The following is a 14,968-nucleotide window of genomic DNA, read 5'->3' on the forward strand; positions in this document are numbered from 1 at the left end:
TGGGCTACCTCGACTCTCCTGACCTCAACTTCTCGAACCGCCCGGTGCGGACCCGCATGCCGGGTGGTGTGGCAGGGGAGCAGTCCTCTTGGACTGCCCCCTATGCCGATTGCTGCCGCTTCTTCAGGCCGCTGACTGCGCGGCAAGCACCGCCAGGGCCCTGGCCGTTTCCGCATCGGCCGGGAAGAACGACTCCACCGCGAGCTCCTGCAAGGTCACGTCCACCGGCGTGCCGAAGATGGTGGTCGTGCTGATGAAGCTCAGGATGCCGCCGTCGGTCACGAGTTGGAAGGGCACCACCACGTTCGCGAGTTCGCCGCCCGCTGGCCGCGCGTCGTGGCCGACGGTCGGCATCGGGTAGCCCGCGAGCTCGTCGTGCAGCGCGGACAACGCGGCGTCGCCGGTCGCGGCGATCTGCTGCTGGAGCCGCTCCAGAAGGTGCGCGCGCCATTGCTGCAGGTTGGCGATCCTCGGCGCGAGCCCGTCGGGATGAAGGCTGAGCCTGAGCACGTTGATCGGCGCGTTGAGCAATTCCGGCGCGGCGCCGGCCATGAGCAAGGGCACGAGCGCGTTGTGGGCGACCAGGTTCCAGTGGCGGTCCACCGCCAGCGCCGGGAAGGGTTCGTGGCCCTTCAGCACCAGGTCGACGGCCCGTCGTGCCGAGGCGAGCGCAGGATCGTCGAGCGAACGCTGCCGGTACATCGGCGCGTAGCCGGCCGCGACCAGCAGGGCATTGCGCTCGCGCAGCGGCACCTCCAGCCGCTCGGCCAGCCGCAGCACCATCTCACGGCTGGGTTCGGCCCGGCCGGTCTCGACGTAGCTCAGATGGCGGGTCGAGACCTGCGCCTCGTTCGCGAGGTCCAGCTGGCTCAGCCGGCGATGCTGCCGCCAATGCCTGAGGTGGATGCCGAACGGATCGGCTGCGGTGGGCGGTGTGCTTCGAAGCGTCATGCGCGAATCCTAGTGGCCTGGTGCGCGAACGCCATGACCTCGGGCGTCATGGCGGGGCTGCGGTGCCGGACTGCTGTCGATCTCATCGAAGCCTGCTATCTTTGCGAAGCTTCCACGAACCACAGGAGTTTCCCAATGGCCAAAGAACCGGCACACGCCTTTGCCCCCATGCTGAAGACCTTCAAGACCGCATCGGGGAAGGCCGGGAAATACTGGTCGCTCAAGGAGCTTGCCAAGCAATACCCGAACGTCGACAAGCTGCCGGTGTCGATCCGCATCGTCCTCGAATCGGTGCTGCGCAACTGCGACGGCCAGAAGGTCACGGCGGAGCACGTCGAGCAACTCGCCAACTGGGCGCCCAACGCCGAACGGACCGAGGAAATCCCCTTCGTGGTGACGCGCGTGGTGCTGCAGGACTTCACCGGCGTGCCTCTGCTAGCCGACCTGGCCGCGATGCGCAGCGTGGCCTCGTCGCTCGGCAAGTCGCCGAAGACCATCGAGCCGCTCGTGCCGGTCGATCTCGTGGTCGACCACTCGGTGATGGTGGATCACTACGGAACGCCCAAGGCGCTCGACCTGAACATGAAGCTGGAATTCCAGCGCAACAACGAGCGCTATCAGTTCATGAAGTGGGGCATGCAGGCCTTCGACACCTTCGGCGTCGTGCCGCCGGGCTTCGGCATCGTCCACCAGGTCAACCTCGAGTACTTCGCGCGCGGCGTCTACAAAAGCGCGAACGACAACGGCGATCCGCCGGTCTACTACCCGGATTCGCTGGTCGGCACCGACAGCCACACCACCATGATCAATGGCATCGGCGTGGTGGGCTGGGGCGTCGGCGGCATCGAGGCGGAGGCTGCCATGCTCGGCCAGCCGGTGTATTTCCTCACGCCCGACGTGGTGGGCTTCGAGCTCACCGGCAAGCTGCGCGAAGGCGTGACCGCCACCGACCTGGTGCTGTACGTCACCTCGATCCTGCGCGGCGAGAAGGTGGTGGGCAAGTTCGTCGAATTCTTCGGCCCCGGCGCGGCATCGATCGCGGTGCCGGACCGCGCCACCATCGGCAACATGGCGCCCGAGTACGGCGCGACCATGGGCTTCTTCCCGGTCGATGAAATGACGGTCGCCTACTTCAAGGGCACCGGCCGCACTGATACGGAAGTCGAGCGTTTCGAGGCGTACTACAAGGTGCAAGGCCTCTTCGGCATGCCGGCGCCCGGCGCGCTGAACTACACGAAGGTCGTCAAGCTCGACCTGGGCACCGTCACGCCGAGCCTCGCAGGTCCCAAGCGGCCGCAGGACCGCATCAATCTCGGCGATCTCTCGACGAAGTTCTCCGAGCTCTACAGCAAGCCGATCGAAGCGAACGGCTTCAACCTGCCGGCCGACACGCTGAAGTCGCGCCATCCGCTGCCCGACGGCGATGTGGCGATCGGCAACGGCGACGTGCTGATCGCCGCGATCACCTCCTGCACGAACACCTCGAACCCGAGCGTGCTGCTCGCGGCCGGCCTGCTGGCGAAGAAGGCGGTCGAGGCGGGGCTCACGGTCAAGCCGCACGTGAAGACATCGCTGGCGCCCGGTTCGCGCATCGTGACCGAGTACCTGGAGAAAGCCGGACTGCTGCCGTACCTCGAGAAGCTCGGCTTCTACCTGGCGGGCTACGGTTGCACCACCTGCATCGGCAACGCGGGCGATCTCGCGCCCGAGATCAACGAGGTGATCACGAAGAACAACCTCGTCGGCGCCGCGGTGCTCTCCGGCAACCGCAATTTCGAGGCACGGATCCATCCGAACCTCAAGGCCAACTTCCTCGCCTCGCCGCCGCTGGTCGTCGCCTACGCGATCGCCGGCAACGTGATGGTCGACCTGATGACCCAGCCGGTGGGCAAGGGCAAGAACGGGAAGGACGTCTACCTCGGCGACATTTGGCCGAGCGCGAAGGAGATCGACGAGAACCTGCGCTACGCGATGAACGCCAAGGCCTTCCGCCAGAACTACGAGCAGATCAAGGACAACCCCGGCAAGCTGTGGAGCAGCATCACTGGCACCACGGGACAGGTGTACGACTGGCCCGAGTCCACCTACATCGCCGAGCCGCCGTTCTTCGATGGCTTCAAGATGGAGCCGCATGCGGCCGATGCGGGCTTCACCGGCGCGCGGGTCATGGCGCTGTTCGGCGACTCGATCACCACCGACCACATCTCACCCGCCGGCTCCATCAAGGAGAGTTCGCCCGCAGGCATCTGGCTCAAGGCGAATGGCGTGCAGAAGGCCGACTTCAACAGCTACGGATCGCGCCGCGGCAACCATGAGGTGATGATGCGCGGCACCTTCGCGAACGTTCGCATCAAGAACCTCATGATCCCCGCCGCGCCGGACGGCTCCCGCGAAGAGGGTGGCGTGACGCTCTTCCAGCCGGGCGGCGAAAAGATGCCGATCTACGACGCCGCGATGAAGTACATCGAGCAGGGCGTGCCGACCATCGTCTTCGGCGGCGAGGAATACGGTACCGGTTCGTCGCGCGACTGGGCCGCCAAGGGCACGCAGCTGCTGGGCATCAAGGCGGTGGTGGCCCGCAGCTTCGAGCGCATCCACCGTGCCAACCTGGTGGGGATGGGCGTGCTGCCGCTGCAGTTCCGCGGCGCCGATTCATGGGAGAGCCTGGGCCTCGCCGGCGACGAGAAGATCGACGTCGTGATTGGCGGCGAACTCAAGCCGCAGATGGATGTGAAGCTGGTCGTGCATCGCGCCGACGGCAGCCACCAGGAAGTGACGGTGCGGTTGCGCATCGATACCCCGATCGAGGTCGACTACTACAAGCACGGTGGGATTCTGCCGTTCGTACTGCGGCAGTTGCTGGCGGCCTGACCCGCAGGTGGCAGCCCGGCTGGCTGCCTGCAGAGCTCGCGCAGGCCGGATTTGTGCCTGCGCGTAGCAATGGATTCGACCGAAGTCCGCCCCACGTCAGCAGTTTTCGAGAATAATTCTCATTTTTGAAGACTCCTGGATTCTGCGGGTGACCAATTCGACCGGCGCGGCCCTTGCCGCCATCAGCCTCCATCAACTTCCCAATCGACAGTGGGCGACCGTACTCGACGTCGCCCGGCCGGATTCTCCCGAGGACCGCGAACTGGCCCTGCGGCTGACGGAGATCGGATTCGTTCCCGGCGAGGCCGTCTGCATCGTCGCCACCGGCGTGCCGGGGCGCGAGCCGCTGGCGGTGCGGCTGGGTCACACGACGTTCGCATTGCGCCGCCACGAGGCAGCACTGATCCGCGTCACCCCGGGAGCGGCCGGCCATGGTTGAGGCGACGCTCGCATTCAGGCCCGGCGCCGCGTCGTCGTCCAGTCCGCCGGAGCGCATCGCGCTGCTGGGCAATCCCAATTGCGGCAAGACCGCGCTGTTCAACCTGCTCACCGGCAGCCGCCAGAAGGTCGCGAACTACGCGGGCGTGACGGTCGAACGCAAGGAGGGCACGCTGCGGACCGCAACGGGTCGCCGCGTGTTCGTGCTGGACCTGCCCGGCGCCTACAGCCTCAACGCGCTATCCGCCGACGAAGCCGTCACGCGCGACGTGGTCACCGGCAAGAGCAGCGAGATGCCGCCCGATCTGCTGGTGTGCGTCACCGATGCCACCAACCTGCGCCTCAACCTGCGCCTCGTGCTCGACGCCAAGCGCCTCGGGCTCCCGATGGTGGTCGCGCTCAACATGACCGACATGGCGAGGAAGCAGGGCATCAGGGTCGACGCCGCCGCGCTGTCGCGCGAACTCGGCGTTCCGGTGATCGAGACCGTCGGCGTCCAGAGCGACGGGGCGCGCGCGCTGGTCGAAGCCCTGGATGCCCCCGTGAACGCCGCCGCGCCGCGCGCGTGGCACGCGCCGGGCTTCGACGAGGTGCTCGACACGCAGCGCGAAGTGCGCCGCATCCTCGCCGCGACCGTGAAGGAGCCCGTCGGCAGCCTCGCCACCAGCGACCGCATCGACCGCATCGTGATGCATCCGCTGTGGGGCATGCTCGTTCTGGCAATCACGATGTTCCTGATGTTCCAGGCGGTCTTCAGCTGGGCAGCCGTGCCGATGGACGCCATCAAGGAGGTGACCGCCGCCTTCGGTGAGCTCGTCAAGCACGTGGTGCCCGAAGGCATGCTGCAAAGCCTGCTGGTCGATGGCGTCGTCGCGGGTGCCGGCGGCGTGATCGTGTTCCTGCCGCAGATCCTGATCCTGTTCCTGTTCATCCTGGCGCTGGAGGATTCGGGCTATCTGCCGCGCGCGGCCTTCCTGCTCGACCGCGTCATGGGCACGGTGGGGTTGTCGGGCCGCTCCTTCATTCCGCTGCTGTCGAGCTTCGCCTGCGCCATCCCCGGCGTGATGGCGACCCGCACCATCACCAACTGGCGCGACCGGATCACCACGATCATGATCGCGCCGCTCATGACCTGCTCGGCGCGCCTGCCGGTCTATGCGCTGCTGATCGCCGCCTTCATTCCGGCGCGCACCGTCGGCGGGGTGTTCAATCTTCAAGGCGTGGTGCTGTTCGCGCTGTACGTCTTCGGCATCGTCTCGGCGATGGCCGTCGCGTGGGTCATGAAGCGTTTCCGCGACAGCAAGCAGCATTCGCCGCTGATGATGGAACTGCCGGCCTATCGCTGGCCCAATCTGCGCAACCTCGCGCTCGGGCTCTATGAGCGCGCGTGGATCTTCCTCCAGCGCGTCGGCACGATCATCCTCACGCTCACCATCCTCCTGTGGTTCCTCTCGACCTTCCCGTCGCCGCCGGAAGGCGCGACCGGGCCGGCGATCCAGTACAGCCTGGCCGGCATCATCGGGCGAGGGCTCGAGCACATCTTCGCGCCCATCGGTTTCAACTGGCAGATCTCGATCGCGCTGGTGCCCGGCATGGCCGCACGCGAAGTCGCGGTGGGCGCGCTGGGCACCGTCTATGCGCTGTCTGCCACCGGCGACGACGTGGCGGGGCAGCTCGAACCGCTGATCGCGGGGAGCTGGTCGCTCGCGACGGCGCTGTCGCTGCTGGTCTGGTACGTCTTTGCGCCGCAATGCATCTCGACGCTGGCCACCGTCAAGCGCGAAACCGGGTCGTGGCGCTACGTGATTTTCATGGCTGGCTATTTGTTCGGACTCGCCTACATTGCGTGCTGGATCACCTATCGGGTGGCCCTGGTTCTCACAGGAGGATGAGATGGCACAACAAATCGTCGTCGCTCTGATCGTCGCGATGGCCGCGATCTACGCGGTCTGGCGCTGGATGCCCGGCAGCTGGCGCCGGGGAATGGCCGCCAAGGTGGCTGCTGGCTCGCAACGCGCGGGCCTGGTCGATGCGGAACGCGCCGGCCGGCTGGCCGAATCGCTGGGCAAGACCTCGGGCTGCGGTTCGTGCGACAGCTGCGGCAGTTGTTCGACCCCCGCCGGCACGTCGGCTGAAGCAGGCAAGACATCCGTGCCGCGCTCGCACTGAGCGCGTCAGTCGATGGCGGCACACATCCTGATCGCGGGAGGCGGCATCGCGGGCCTCGCGAGCGCACTGGCGCTTGCGCGCCGGCGTCATCGCGTCGACCTGCTGGAGCAAGCGGTGGCTTTCGGCGAAATCGGCGCCGGCATCCAGCTCGGGCCGAACGTCACGCGGAGGCTGCAGGCGCTCGGTGTTTCCGAGGGCCTGATGCGCGTCGCGGCGCGGCCGGAGGCGCTGGTGGTCCGCAGCGCCACCGCGGGCAACGAAATCGCGCGGCTGCCGCTGGGCAACGCGATGCTGCACAACTACGCCGCGCCCTATCTTTGCGTGCACCGGGCGGATCTCCATGCACTGCTGCTCGCGGCGGTTCGCGGCAGCGGGGCGGTGAGGCTCACCACCGGCGCCCGCGTGGCGCAGGTGACCGCGCGGGACGATTCCGTCTCCGCGGCCAGTTCCGATGCCCGAGTGTGGGAAGCCGATGCGCTGATCGGCGCCGACGGCCTGTGGAGCACGGTCCGCCCCAGCGTGATCGAGGATGCCTCGCCGCCGCGCGCCACGGGTCATACGGCATGGCGGGCGATGGTCGACCAGTCGGCGCTCCCGGCGGCGCTGCGCAGCACGCGCGTCGACGTCTGGCTCGGTCCGCGGCTGCATGCGGTGTCGTATCCGGTGCGCCGGGGTGATGCACTGAACGTGGTGGTGCTGGCCGAGGCCGCGCCCGAAGGCGATGCGCGCGACTGGGATCGCCGGACGAGCCTCGCCGCGCTGCAGCAGGCCACCGGGCGCACCTGCGGCCAACTGCAGGCCTTGCTCGAAGCCGTGCCTTCGTGGCGGGCCTGGACGCTCAACGACCGCCCGCCGCTCACCGGTCCGCACCAGATGGCCGGCGAGCGCATCGCGCTGACCGGCGACGCGGCGCATCCGATGTTGCCGTACCTCGCGCAGGGTGCGGGCATGGCCATCGAGGATGCCGTCGCGCTGGCCGATGCGCTCGACGGAGGCGCTGCAGCGCAGGTGCCCGCAGCCTTTGCGCGCTATGCCGCCGAACGCTGGGAGCGCAACGCCAACGTACAGGCGCGCGCGCGGCGCAACGGCGAAATCTTCCACGCGACCGGCCTGGTGCGCATCGGCCGCGACGCGGCACTGCGGGTGCTCGGCGCCAGGCTGCTCGACGTACCCTGGCTCTACGACGCCTGAGTCACAAGCTGAAGCTGCGCAGGTGATCCGCGCGGCGGGTCAGCCCCGCCAGCCCCAGGTAGTGCGTCAGCCGGCCTTCGCGGACTTCGACCAGCGAGGATTCCAGCTCGGCGAGCATCTCGTCCCTTGCGGCGGTATATGCGGCCGGAAGGTCGTCGTGCGACTGCGCATAGGCACCGGCAATCACCCGTGCCGCGGCGGGCGCGCCGCAGGCCACGCATTCGGCGATGGCGGTGGCGCTGGCTTGCGCGCCGTGCGTGAGCAGCAGGTCGGCGAGCTCGGGGGAGATCGCGCTGTCGATGGCGTCCAACGCGTCCGGAGCCACCGGCGCCCCGGCGCGCACCAGCGCAGCCGCAGCTGCATGTGCGCCATGGCCGATCGCGAGGTCGGTTGCGATCGCGCTGCCGCTCAAGGGGCCGTCGAGTGAAACACCCGCGGCGTGCAGCTTCGCCACGAGTTCCTCGTCGTCGGTCGCGACCGCGTGGCGCAGCGCGATGCGCGACAGCGGTCCGTCGTCGCCCAGCGTGCCGTTGGCGAGCGGCGCGCGCCAGTCCACCATCGCCTGGCGGTAGAAGGCGATCACCTTGTCCATCAGCTCGACCGGCAGGCCGTCCTCCTGGTGCCGGTCGTCGAGGTATTCGAGCAGCGCCTGCCCGGTGAAGTATTCGCCGGCGGGATGGAGCGGGTCCTCGTCGAGTCGCAGCGCATCGAAGGCCGCGTAGAGGTCGTGCGCGACGGTCGTCATGCCGTCCTCGTGCATCTCGTGCGCCCAAGCTTCCGGCAGGCCCTGTTTCCACGCGAGCACGTGCCCGTAGTCGGCGCCGGACTCCACCACGGTGTAGACGCGGTCGCAGTACTCGAAGCCGCCGAACGGAAGCAGCGTGAGCTTGCCGTCCCAGGTCTCGGCGCTCTCAGTGGCCGCATTCCTGGCGCCCTGGAGCTCGTGGTCGATCCATCCCTGCAGGTCGTGGTAGGCGTCGCTGCCGTTCCAGAAGAGCTCGTTCCAGCTGAACGACTCCTCGTTGCCGTTCATTCGAAGGTGCAGGTCGTAGTCCAGCCGCCCGCCTGCGGTGACGCGCCAGAGCGAAAGAAGATCCGGCGGAATCGGCCCTGCGCAGATGGCCTGCACGGCCGCGATCTGCTCTGCGGACATCGGTGGCTGCGCGTCGAAGATGACACGCTTGGCGAAGAGCACGACACCGTGCGTGCGCAGCTGGGCGAGTTCGTCGTCACTGAACATCGGTTACCTCCGTTTAGTGCCCTCCACGTCGGGCGGTTTCAATGAATAGCTTACGCCCCCGGTCCCGGGCGCGCCAGTTCGCGCAGCACCGCGCGCACCGGCGACGCATCCGCGTTCACGAGCTTGAGCGGCAGGGCGATGAGCTCGTAGTCGCCTTCGGGCACTTCGTCGAGCACGAGGTTCTCGAGCACCCGCAGTCCGAGCCGGCGGATGGTCTGGTGGCTGTCGAGCGTCTTGCTGTCGGCCGGATCGATGCTTGCGGTGTCGATGCCGATGAGGACCACGCCGAGGGTCGCCAGGCGTTCGATGGTGGCGGGGGCGAAGGCCGCGAGCTGGGCATCCCACCGGTCGACGGGCGCGCGTTCGTAGGTGCGGACCAGCACGCGCGGCGGCAGGGCGTCGATCGCATGTGCGATGTGTGCCCATTCAACGAGCGGACCGCGCGCGATCGCATGGATCACGCGGCACGGACCCAGATAGGGAGGAAGGTCGACCCGGCCGATGGTCGCGCCGTCGGGATCGTAGTGAATCGGCGCATCGGCGTGCGCCCCGATGTGCGGCGACAACGCGATCTCGCTGACGTTGACCGGGCAGCCCGGCGCGATGGTCGCGACCCAGCGCTGCCGGTACGGTGTGTCACCGGGAAACACCGGTGCGCCTTCGTGCACCGGCGGGGAGATATCCCAGAGTCTTGCGTTCATGGCGCGAAGGTAGCGCGATGGACGGTACTTTCCAAATGACCGTCGGTCGAGGGGGATTTAGTTTCCGAGGGCCAGGCAGGCCTGCAGCAACGCGGTGCGGCACTGGCCGGCGACCATGCCTCGCCATTCGTCGTCGTCCACGTAGAAGGCATCGCGCAGTGCCTGCTTGATGCTGGCGCGCTGTGCGGCGGTGGCGGCATCCGGGTAGCGATGCAGCCAGTGTTCGGCGCGCAGGGCGTCCATCGCTGTCAGCTTGCGCGTGCCGTATTCCAGCGCAATGCCGACGCTCTCGGCTTGCGGACACTCGCCGAAGACGGCGCTCACCGCATGGCCCACCACCTGGCGCGAGGTCGAATCGCCTTCCCACGCCGCCACCACATCGGCGCCCCAGATCGCACGGGTGAGCCGCAGGTTGTCGGGCGTGCCCGGCAGGCCGGCGTGGATCTTCTCGCCGTGTCCGCAGCGGCCCAGGCCGGTGTGCACATCGATCCACGCGATGCGCCGGCGGTTGGCCGCATGCCGGCGCAGGATGGCGCGCAGGGTGCGGTTGCTCCAGCTCGGCGCGGTGCCCGAATAGAAGAGGCCGTCGGCGAATCCGGACTGGCCCGTCGTCACGGCTTCGCGGAAGGCGATCTCGCCGTGCGCGGCGACGTGATCGGCCAGCGCACGCGCGTTTTCCTCCGTGGGCGGCCACTGCGCGGGCAGCATGAGGTCGTGCAGTCCCGCGTAGGCCGGGTTGTGCGTGGGCCGCGCGAAGTCGATGAAGTTGCGGTTGAGGTCGATGTTGTCCTCGTTGGTGCGGCGGATGTGCGAGAAGCCGTAGGGATTGATCGAGTGGATCAGCAGCAGCGCAACGCCGCGATCGCGCGCCTTGTTCAGCAGGATCTCGTCCTGCAGCAGCGCGATCTGGCAACCCGATCCGCAGAAGCCCTCGGCGCCGTGCACGCCCGAGCTGAGCACCACCAGCGAGGTCGCGTCGGCCGTGCCGAGCAGCGCCACGTCGGTCGCAAGCGTTTCGCCGCTTGCGCCAGGGATGCCTTCGAGCAAGTGGTGCTCGAGATGGGCGCCCACGCGCTCGGCGGCGGCGATGAACTTGGCGCGGGCCTCGGGGTAGTTCGCCGAAAAGCAGTTTCGAACAGTGGTGTCGGTCATCTGGGTGTTGTCTTGCATGGAAGGGTTCATTGCGGTTGGAAGCCCGACTGGCGAATCACCGGCCCCCAGGCGTCCGAGATGCGCTGGACGCCCTGGGCCAGCGCTTCCGGGCCGCCGAAGTTCGGCGCCGAACCCAGCGCCTGCATCCGTTCCTTGACCTTTTCCGACGACAGCACCGTGCGCGCGGCTTCGGTGTAGCGCGCGATCACCGCGGGCGGGGTTCCAGCCGGCGCGTAGAGACCCGCGAGGTTGGGCAACTCGAGGCCCTTGATGCCGAGTTCGGCAAAGGTCGGCACGTCCGGCAGGTCCGGGTTCCGCGTGGTGCCTGACACCGCGAGGAATCTCACCTTCTGACTTTTCGCAAACGACACGAGCTCGAATGTCGAGGTGACGCCGAACGGAATCTGTCCGGCGGACAGATCCATCACCAGCGGCGATCCTCCGCGGTAGGGCGCCGACGTGGCATCGACCTGCAGCCCCTTGGCGATGAGGCCGACCGCGAACTCCGGCATGCTGCCCGGCGCGGGCACGCCGAAGTTGGCCTTGCCGGGGTTCTGGTGCGCCCACTCGGTGATGTCCTTGAGCTGCTTGATGCCCGTGCCGGGATGCGTCGCCAGCGCGAACACGGTCTTGTCGGTGATGAGGGCGACCGGCGCGAAGTCCTTGGCGGGATTGAACCCGGGGTTCTTCAGCGTGTGCGGAAGGATCGCGACGGTGTGGTCGTTGGTGAGCAGAAGCGTGGCGCCGTCGGGCGGGGCGGCCTTGAGGGCCTGTGCGGCAATCAGGCCGCCGGCGCCCGGTCGGTTCTCGACCACGAAGGTCTGGCCCAGTGCCTGCCCCAGGCCTTCGGCAAGGATGCGCGCCATCGTGTCCACACCGCCGCCGGCGGCGAAGCCGACCAGGATGCGCACCGGCGGCTTGGTATCGGCCTGGGCGGCCACGGCGGCCGCGAGGCCCAGTGAGAGCAGGACCGAGCGGGTCCAGCGAGGGAGTGCGAGTGTCATCGGAGGTTCCTGTGGAGGGGCTTGCGTGAGCGGGAGCCTCCACTGTAGAAACGCGGCGATATAAATAAAAGACAGAGATTTTTTATAGATGATCAATTCAATTGATAGCCACGAGCGCGTTTCCTCCGCTGCCCTGGACTACCCGAGCCTTCGCCAGCTCGAGATCTTTCGAGCGGTGGCCGAGTCCGGCAGCATCCGTTCTGCTGCCCGCCGGCTGGGGCTCACCCAACCGGCGGTGACGCACGCCGTGCGCGAGTTGGAGCGCGGCATCGGCGCCAATCTGTTCGCCCGCAGCGTCAAGGGCGTGGCGCCGACCGACATCGGCGCGGCGCTGTTGCGGCGCAGCCATCTGCTGTTCAACGAGGTGCGGCGCGCGCAGGAGGAAATCGCCGAACTGCGCGACGGCACCGGCGGCCGGCTGTCGATTGCATTCAGTTCGACGGCAGCGCAACTGCTGCCGGCGGCGCTGATCGATTTCCGTGCGCGGCGGCCCGGCGTGGCACTCGAACTGCAGGAACTCACGTGGCCGAATGCCGACGCGCGCTGGCATGGCGGCGACTACGACTTCGCCGTGATCAGCGAATCAGGCGATCCCCCTCAGGACGGCCTCGAGCGCGAGGTGCTGCTGGAGCACCCACTGGTCGTCGCCGCGCGCGCCGGCCATCCGCAGGCCAGGGCGCGATCGCTGTCCAGCCTGCAGCATTGCCTCTGGCTGGTGCCGGGCTATGGATTGACGCTGCTTCAGAGGCTTTTCGCCGCGCGGCGGACCGCAGCGCCGGCCGACGTGATCGCCTGTCAATCGACGCACATGGCGCTCACGCTGCTCTACAGGACCGACGCGCTGGCGCTGCTGTCGAGCAGCGTGGTGAGCGGTCATGCGATGTCGAGCGGCCTCGTGCGGTTGTCGTTGGCCGGCCCCGCGCTCGCGAGCCTGCGGATCGCGCTGCTGGTGCGCGACAGCCAGGCGCTGACGCCGGCGGCGCGCGTGTTCATCGATTGCCTGCGGCGCGCCGCGAAGGACGCCGCGCAAGCCCAGTGCCCGGCATGAAGGCTCAGGCCAGGCGGCCCAGCAGAAGATATTCCATGAGCGCCTTCTGCACGTGCATCCGGTTCTCGGCCTCGTCCCAGACCACCGACTGCGGGCCGTCGATGACCTCGGCTTCCACTTCCTCGCCGCGGTGCGCCGGCAGGCAGTGCATGAAAAGGGCATCCGGCTGCGCGACGCGCATCATCTCGGTGTCGACGCACCATTCGGCGAAGGCGGCGCGGCGGGCCTCGTTCTCGGCTTCGTAGCCCATGCTGGTCCACACGTCGGTGGTGACCAGGTCGGCGCCGCGGCAGGCTTCCATCGGATCCTTGAACACCTTGTAGCTCTCGCTGGAGCGGATGCCCGCGATCGACTGGTCGACCTCGTAGCCGCTCGGGGTGCTCACGTGCACCGTGAAGCCGAGGATCTCGCTCGCCTGCAGCCACGTGTTGGCCATGTTGTTGCCGTCGCCGACCCAGGCCACCGTCTTGCCGGCGATCGAGCCGCGATGCTCGATGAAGGTGAAGATGTCCGCCAGGATCTGGCAGGGGTGGAACTCGTTGGTCAGCCCGTTGATCACCGGCACACGCGAGTGCGCCGCAAAGCCTTCGATCTTGGTCTGCTCGAAGGTCCGGATCATCACGAGGTCCACCATGCGGCTGATGACCTTGGCGCTGTCCTCGATCGGCTCGGCGCGCCCGAGCTGGCTGTCGCCGGTGGTGAGGTGCACCACGCTGCCGCCGAGCTGGTACATGCCCGCCTCGAAGCTCACGCGCGTACGGGTCGAGGCTTTCTCGAAGATCATGGCCAGCGTCCGGTCGACCAGCGGCTGGTGCTTCTCGTAGGCCTTGAACTTCTTCTTGATCAGCGCGGCGCGCGTGAACAGGTAGACGTAGTCGTCCGCGGTGAAGTCCGAGAACTGCAGGTAGTGCTTGATGGCAGGCGTCTGACTCATGGCTGAGGTTCCGCGAGGAAGGCTTTCACGATCGGGGCGAGGATCGCCACGATTTCGTCCGCTTCGGCGATGCTCAGGATCAATGGTGGCACGAGTCGGATCACGCTGTCGGCGGTCACGCTCAGCAAGAGGCCGGCTTCGCAGGCGCGGTTGAGGATCACGCCGCACGGCCGATCCAGTTCGATGCCGAGCATCAGGCCCTGGCCGCGGACTTCCTTGACCCCGGGGACGCCGCCCAGCTCGCGTTCGAGCGCGGCCTTCAGGTGAGCGCCGACATTCGCGGCGTTCTCGAGCAGCTTCTGTTCCTCCATGATCCGGATCGTCTCGATGCCGGCGCGCATGGCGAGCGGGTTGCCGCCGAAAGTCGTGCCGTGGTTGCCCGGGCCGAAGATGTTGGCGGCACGCGGACCCGCAACCACTGCGCCGACCGGAACCCCGGAACCGAGCCCCTTGGCCAGCGGCATCACATCGGGCTTGATGCCGGCCCACTGGTGCGCGAACCACTTGCCGGTGCGGCCCATGCCGCACTGCACCTCGTCGATCATCATGAGCCAGTCGCGCTCGTCGCAGAGCTGGCGCACCTGACGCAGGTACTCCCAGCGCATCGGGTGGATGCCGCCTTCGCCCTGGATGGTCTCGAAGAACACCGCGACGACGTTCGGATTGCCTTCGGTGGCCTTCTTCAGGGCGTCGATGTCGTTGAGCGGCACGCGGATGAAGCCCTCGACCAGCGGCTCGAAGCCCTTCTGCACCTTGGGATTGCCGGTGGCCGACAGCGTGGCGATGCTGCGGCCGTGGAAGGCGGCCTCGTAGACCACGATCTCGGGCCGCTCGATGCCCTTGTCGTGGCCGAACTTGCGCGCGAGCTTGAGGGCCGCCTCGTTGGCCTCCAGGCCGGTCGAGCAGAAGAAGACGTTGGTCAGGCCGGCGAGCTCGGTCAGCTTGGCCGCGAGCGTTTCCTGGCCGGGGACGTAGTAGTAGTTGGAGCTGTGGATCAGCTTCGAGATCTGGTCCTGCAAGGCGGGCACCAGTTCCGGATGGTTGTGACCCAGCGTGTTGACGGCGATGCCGCCCAGTCCATCGAGGTACGCACGGCCCTCGGTGTCCCAGACTCGGCAGCCCTGGCCGTGCGACATCGCGATCGGCAGGCGGCCGTAGGTGTTCATGACATGGGGCGAAGAGGGGGCGGCGTTGGCGCTCATGCGTATCTCCGGAAAAGGGAAGGCGGATTCTAGGCGTGCGTTTTGAAGCCTTCATTGAGGATTGCGC

The 14,968-nt window shown here is 67.7% G+C and carries 13 protein-coding genes; 6 read left to right on the forward strand and 7 right to left on the reverse strand.

All coding sequences use genetic code 11. From position 1 onward, the window contains the following. Positions 1–123: 123 nt before the first annotated feature. On the reverse strand, positions 124–951 hold the full coding sequence (locus WKW77_RS07370) for a helix-turn-helix domain-containing protein (protein WP_340356209.1): 828 nt from the start codon (positions 949–951) through the stop codon (positions 124–126). 135 nt (positions 952–1,086) lie between these two features. Between WKW77_RS07370 and acnA the strand changes: the two genes are divergently transcribed. The 5 genes from acnA (at position 1,087) to WKW77_RS07395 (ending at position 7,620) form a co-directional block, all read left to right on the forward strand. After that, positions 1,087–3,822, forward strand: a complete 2,736-nt coding sequence (acnA, locus tag WKW77_RS07375) for an aconitate hydratase AcnA (protein WP_340356210.1) — start codon at positions 1,087–1,089, stop codon at positions 3,820–3,822. A gap of 148 nt (positions 3,823–3,970) precedes the next feature. Then, the gene (locus WKW77_RS07380; RefSeq protein WP_340356211.1) at positions 3,971–4,261 is read left to right on the forward strand and encodes a FeoA family protein; all 291 of its coding nucleotides are present in this window, start codon (positions 3,971–3,973) and stop codon (positions 4,259–4,261) included. Then, positions 4,254–6,152, forward strand: coding sequence for a ferrous iron transporter B (gene feoB / locus WKW77_RS07385; protein ID WP_340356212.1), 1,899 nt, complete (start codon positions 4,254–4,256; stop codon positions 6,150–6,152). The genes WKW77_RS07380 and feoB overlap by 8 nt, the downstream gene beginning before the upstream one ends. 1 nt (position 6,153) lies before the next feature. Then, complete coding sequence (locus WKW77_RS07390; protein WP_340356213.1) at positions 6,154–6,429, forward strand: DUF6587 family protein; 276 nt, start codon at positions 6,154–6,156, stop codon at positions 6,427–6,429. Between the two features lie 12 nt (positions 6,430–6,441). Continuing rightward, positions 6,442–7,620 (forward strand): FAD-dependent monooxygenase, encoded by a 1,179-nt coding sequence (locus tag WKW77_RS07395; RefSeq protein ID WP_340356214.1) that lies wholly within the window; start codon positions 6,442–6,444, stop codon positions 7,618–7,620. Between the two features lies 1 nt (position 7,621). Here the strand turns inward: WKW77_RS07395 and WKW77_RS07400 are convergent, their stop codons facing one another. Genes WKW77_RS07400 through WKW77_RS07415 form a run of 4 tightly spaced genes read right to left on the reverse strand, consistent with a single transcriptional unit; the run spans position 7,622 to position 11,717 of the window. Continuing rightward, the gene (locus tag WKW77_RS07400) at positions 7,622–8,860 is read right to left on the reverse strand and encodes an SMI1/KNR4 family protein (RefSeq protein WP_340356215.1); all 1,239 of its coding nucleotides are present in this window, start codon (positions 8,858–8,860) and stop codon (positions 7,622–7,624) included. 50 nt (positions 8,861–8,910) lie between these two features. Beyond that, positions 8,911–9,561: an arylformamidase gene (kynB, locus tag WKW77_RS07405; protein ID WP_340356216.1), complete on the reverse strand. Its 651-nt coding sequence runs from the start codon at positions 9,559–9,561 to the stop codon at positions 8,911–8,913. 57 nt (positions 9,562–9,618) lie between these two features. Further along, complete coding sequence (locus tag WKW77_RS07410) at positions 9,619–10,731, reverse strand: M14 family metallopeptidase (RefSeq protein ID WP_340356217.1); 1,113 nt, start codon at positions 10,729–10,731, stop codon at positions 9,619–9,621. Between the two features lie 8 nt (positions 10,732–10,739). Then, positions 10,740–11,717 (reverse strand): Bug family tripartite tricarboxylate transporter substrate binding protein, encoded by a 978-nt coding sequence (locus WKW77_RS07415; RefSeq protein ID WP_340356218.1) that lies wholly within the window; start codon positions 11,715–11,717, stop codon positions 10,740–10,742. 88 nt (positions 11,718–11,805) lie between these two features. Between WKW77_RS07415 and WKW77_RS07420 the strand changes: the two genes are divergently transcribed. Continuing rightward, complete coding sequence (locus WKW77_RS07420; RefSeq protein ID WP_340356219.1) at positions 11,806–12,765, forward strand: LysR family transcriptional regulator; 960 nt, start codon at positions 11,806–11,808, stop codon at positions 12,763–12,765. 4 nt (positions 12,766–12,769) lie between these two features. Here WKW77_RS07420 and argF read toward each other — a convergent pair whose 3' ends face one another. Both argF and WKW77_RS07430 read right to left on the reverse strand, forming a co-directional pair. Further along, a complete protein-coding gene (argF, locus tag WKW77_RS07425; RefSeq protein ID WP_340356220.1) occupies positions 12,770–13,699 on the reverse strand; it encodes an ornithine carbamoyltransferase in 930 nt (309 codons plus the stop codon). Continuing rightward, the gene (locus tag WKW77_RS07430) at positions 13,696–14,901 is read right to left on the reverse strand and encodes an aspartate aminotransferase family protein (RefSeq protein ID WP_340356221.1); all 1,206 of its coding nucleotides are present in this window, start codon (positions 14,899–14,901) and stop codon (positions 13,696–13,698) included. The genes argF and WKW77_RS07430 overlap by 4 nt, the downstream gene beginning before the upstream one ends. Positions 14,902–14,968: the final 67 nt, after the last annotated feature.

The organism is Variovorax ureilyticus (genome assembly GCF_037889935.1).
In the GTDB taxonomy this organism is placed as follows: Bacteria; Pseudomonadota; Gammaproteobacteria; order Burkholderiales; family Burkholderiaceae_C; genus Variovorax; species Variovorax ureilyticus.

What these genes read in the sequence shown, in the direction of transcription:
- WKW77_RS07390 (WP_340356213.1), top strand. Translation starts at nt 6,154, where the DNA reads ATGGCACAACAAATCGTCGTCGCTCTGATCGTCGCGATGGCCGCGATC.
- WKW77_RS07430 (WP_340356221.1), bottom strand. Translation starts at nt 14,901, where the DNA reads ATGAGCGCCAACGCCGCCCCCTCTTCGCCCCATGTCATGAACACCTAC.
- WKW77_RS07415 (WP_340356218.1), bottom strand. Translation starts at nt 11,717, where the DNA reads ATGACACTCGCACTCCCTCGCTGGACCCGCTCGGTCCTGCTCTCACTG.
- argF (WP_340356220.1), bottom strand. Translation starts at nt 13,699, where the DNA reads ATGAGTCAGACGCCTGCCATCAAGCACTACCTGCAGTTCTCGGACTTC.
- acnA (WP_340356210.1), top strand. Translation starts at nt 1,087, where the DNA reads ATGGCCAAAGAACCGGCACACGCCTTTGCCCCCATGCTGAAGACCTTC.
- WKW77_RS07400 (WP_340356215.1), bottom strand. Translation starts at nt 8,860, where the DNA reads ATGTTCAGTGACGACGAACTCGCCCAGCTGCGCACGCACGGTGTCGTG.
- WKW77_RS07420 (WP_340356219.1), top strand. Translation starts at nt 11,806, where the DNA reads ATGATCAATTCAATTGATAGCCACGAGCGCGTTTCCTCCGCTGCCCTG.
- feoB (WP_340356212.1), top strand. Translation starts at nt 4,254, where the DNA reads ATGGTTGAGGCGACGCTCGCATTCAGGCCCGGCGCCGCGTCGTCGTCC.
- kynB (WP_340356216.1), bottom strand. Translation starts at nt 9,561, where the DNA reads ATGAACGCAAGACTCTGGGATATCTCCCCGCCGGTGCACGAAGGCGCA.
- WKW77_RS07370 (WP_340356209.1), bottom strand. Translation starts at nt 951, where the DNA reads ATGACGCTTCGAAGCACACCGCCCACCGCAGCCGATCCGTTCGGCATC.
- WKW77_RS07410 (WP_340356217.1), bottom strand. Translation starts at nt 10,731, where the DNA reads ATGCAAGACAACACCCAGATGACCGACACCACTGTTCGAAACTGCTTT.
- WKW77_RS07395 (WP_340356214.1), top strand. Translation starts at nt 6,442, where the DNA reads ATGGCGGCACACATCCTGATCGCGGGAGGCGGCATCGCGGGCCTCGCG.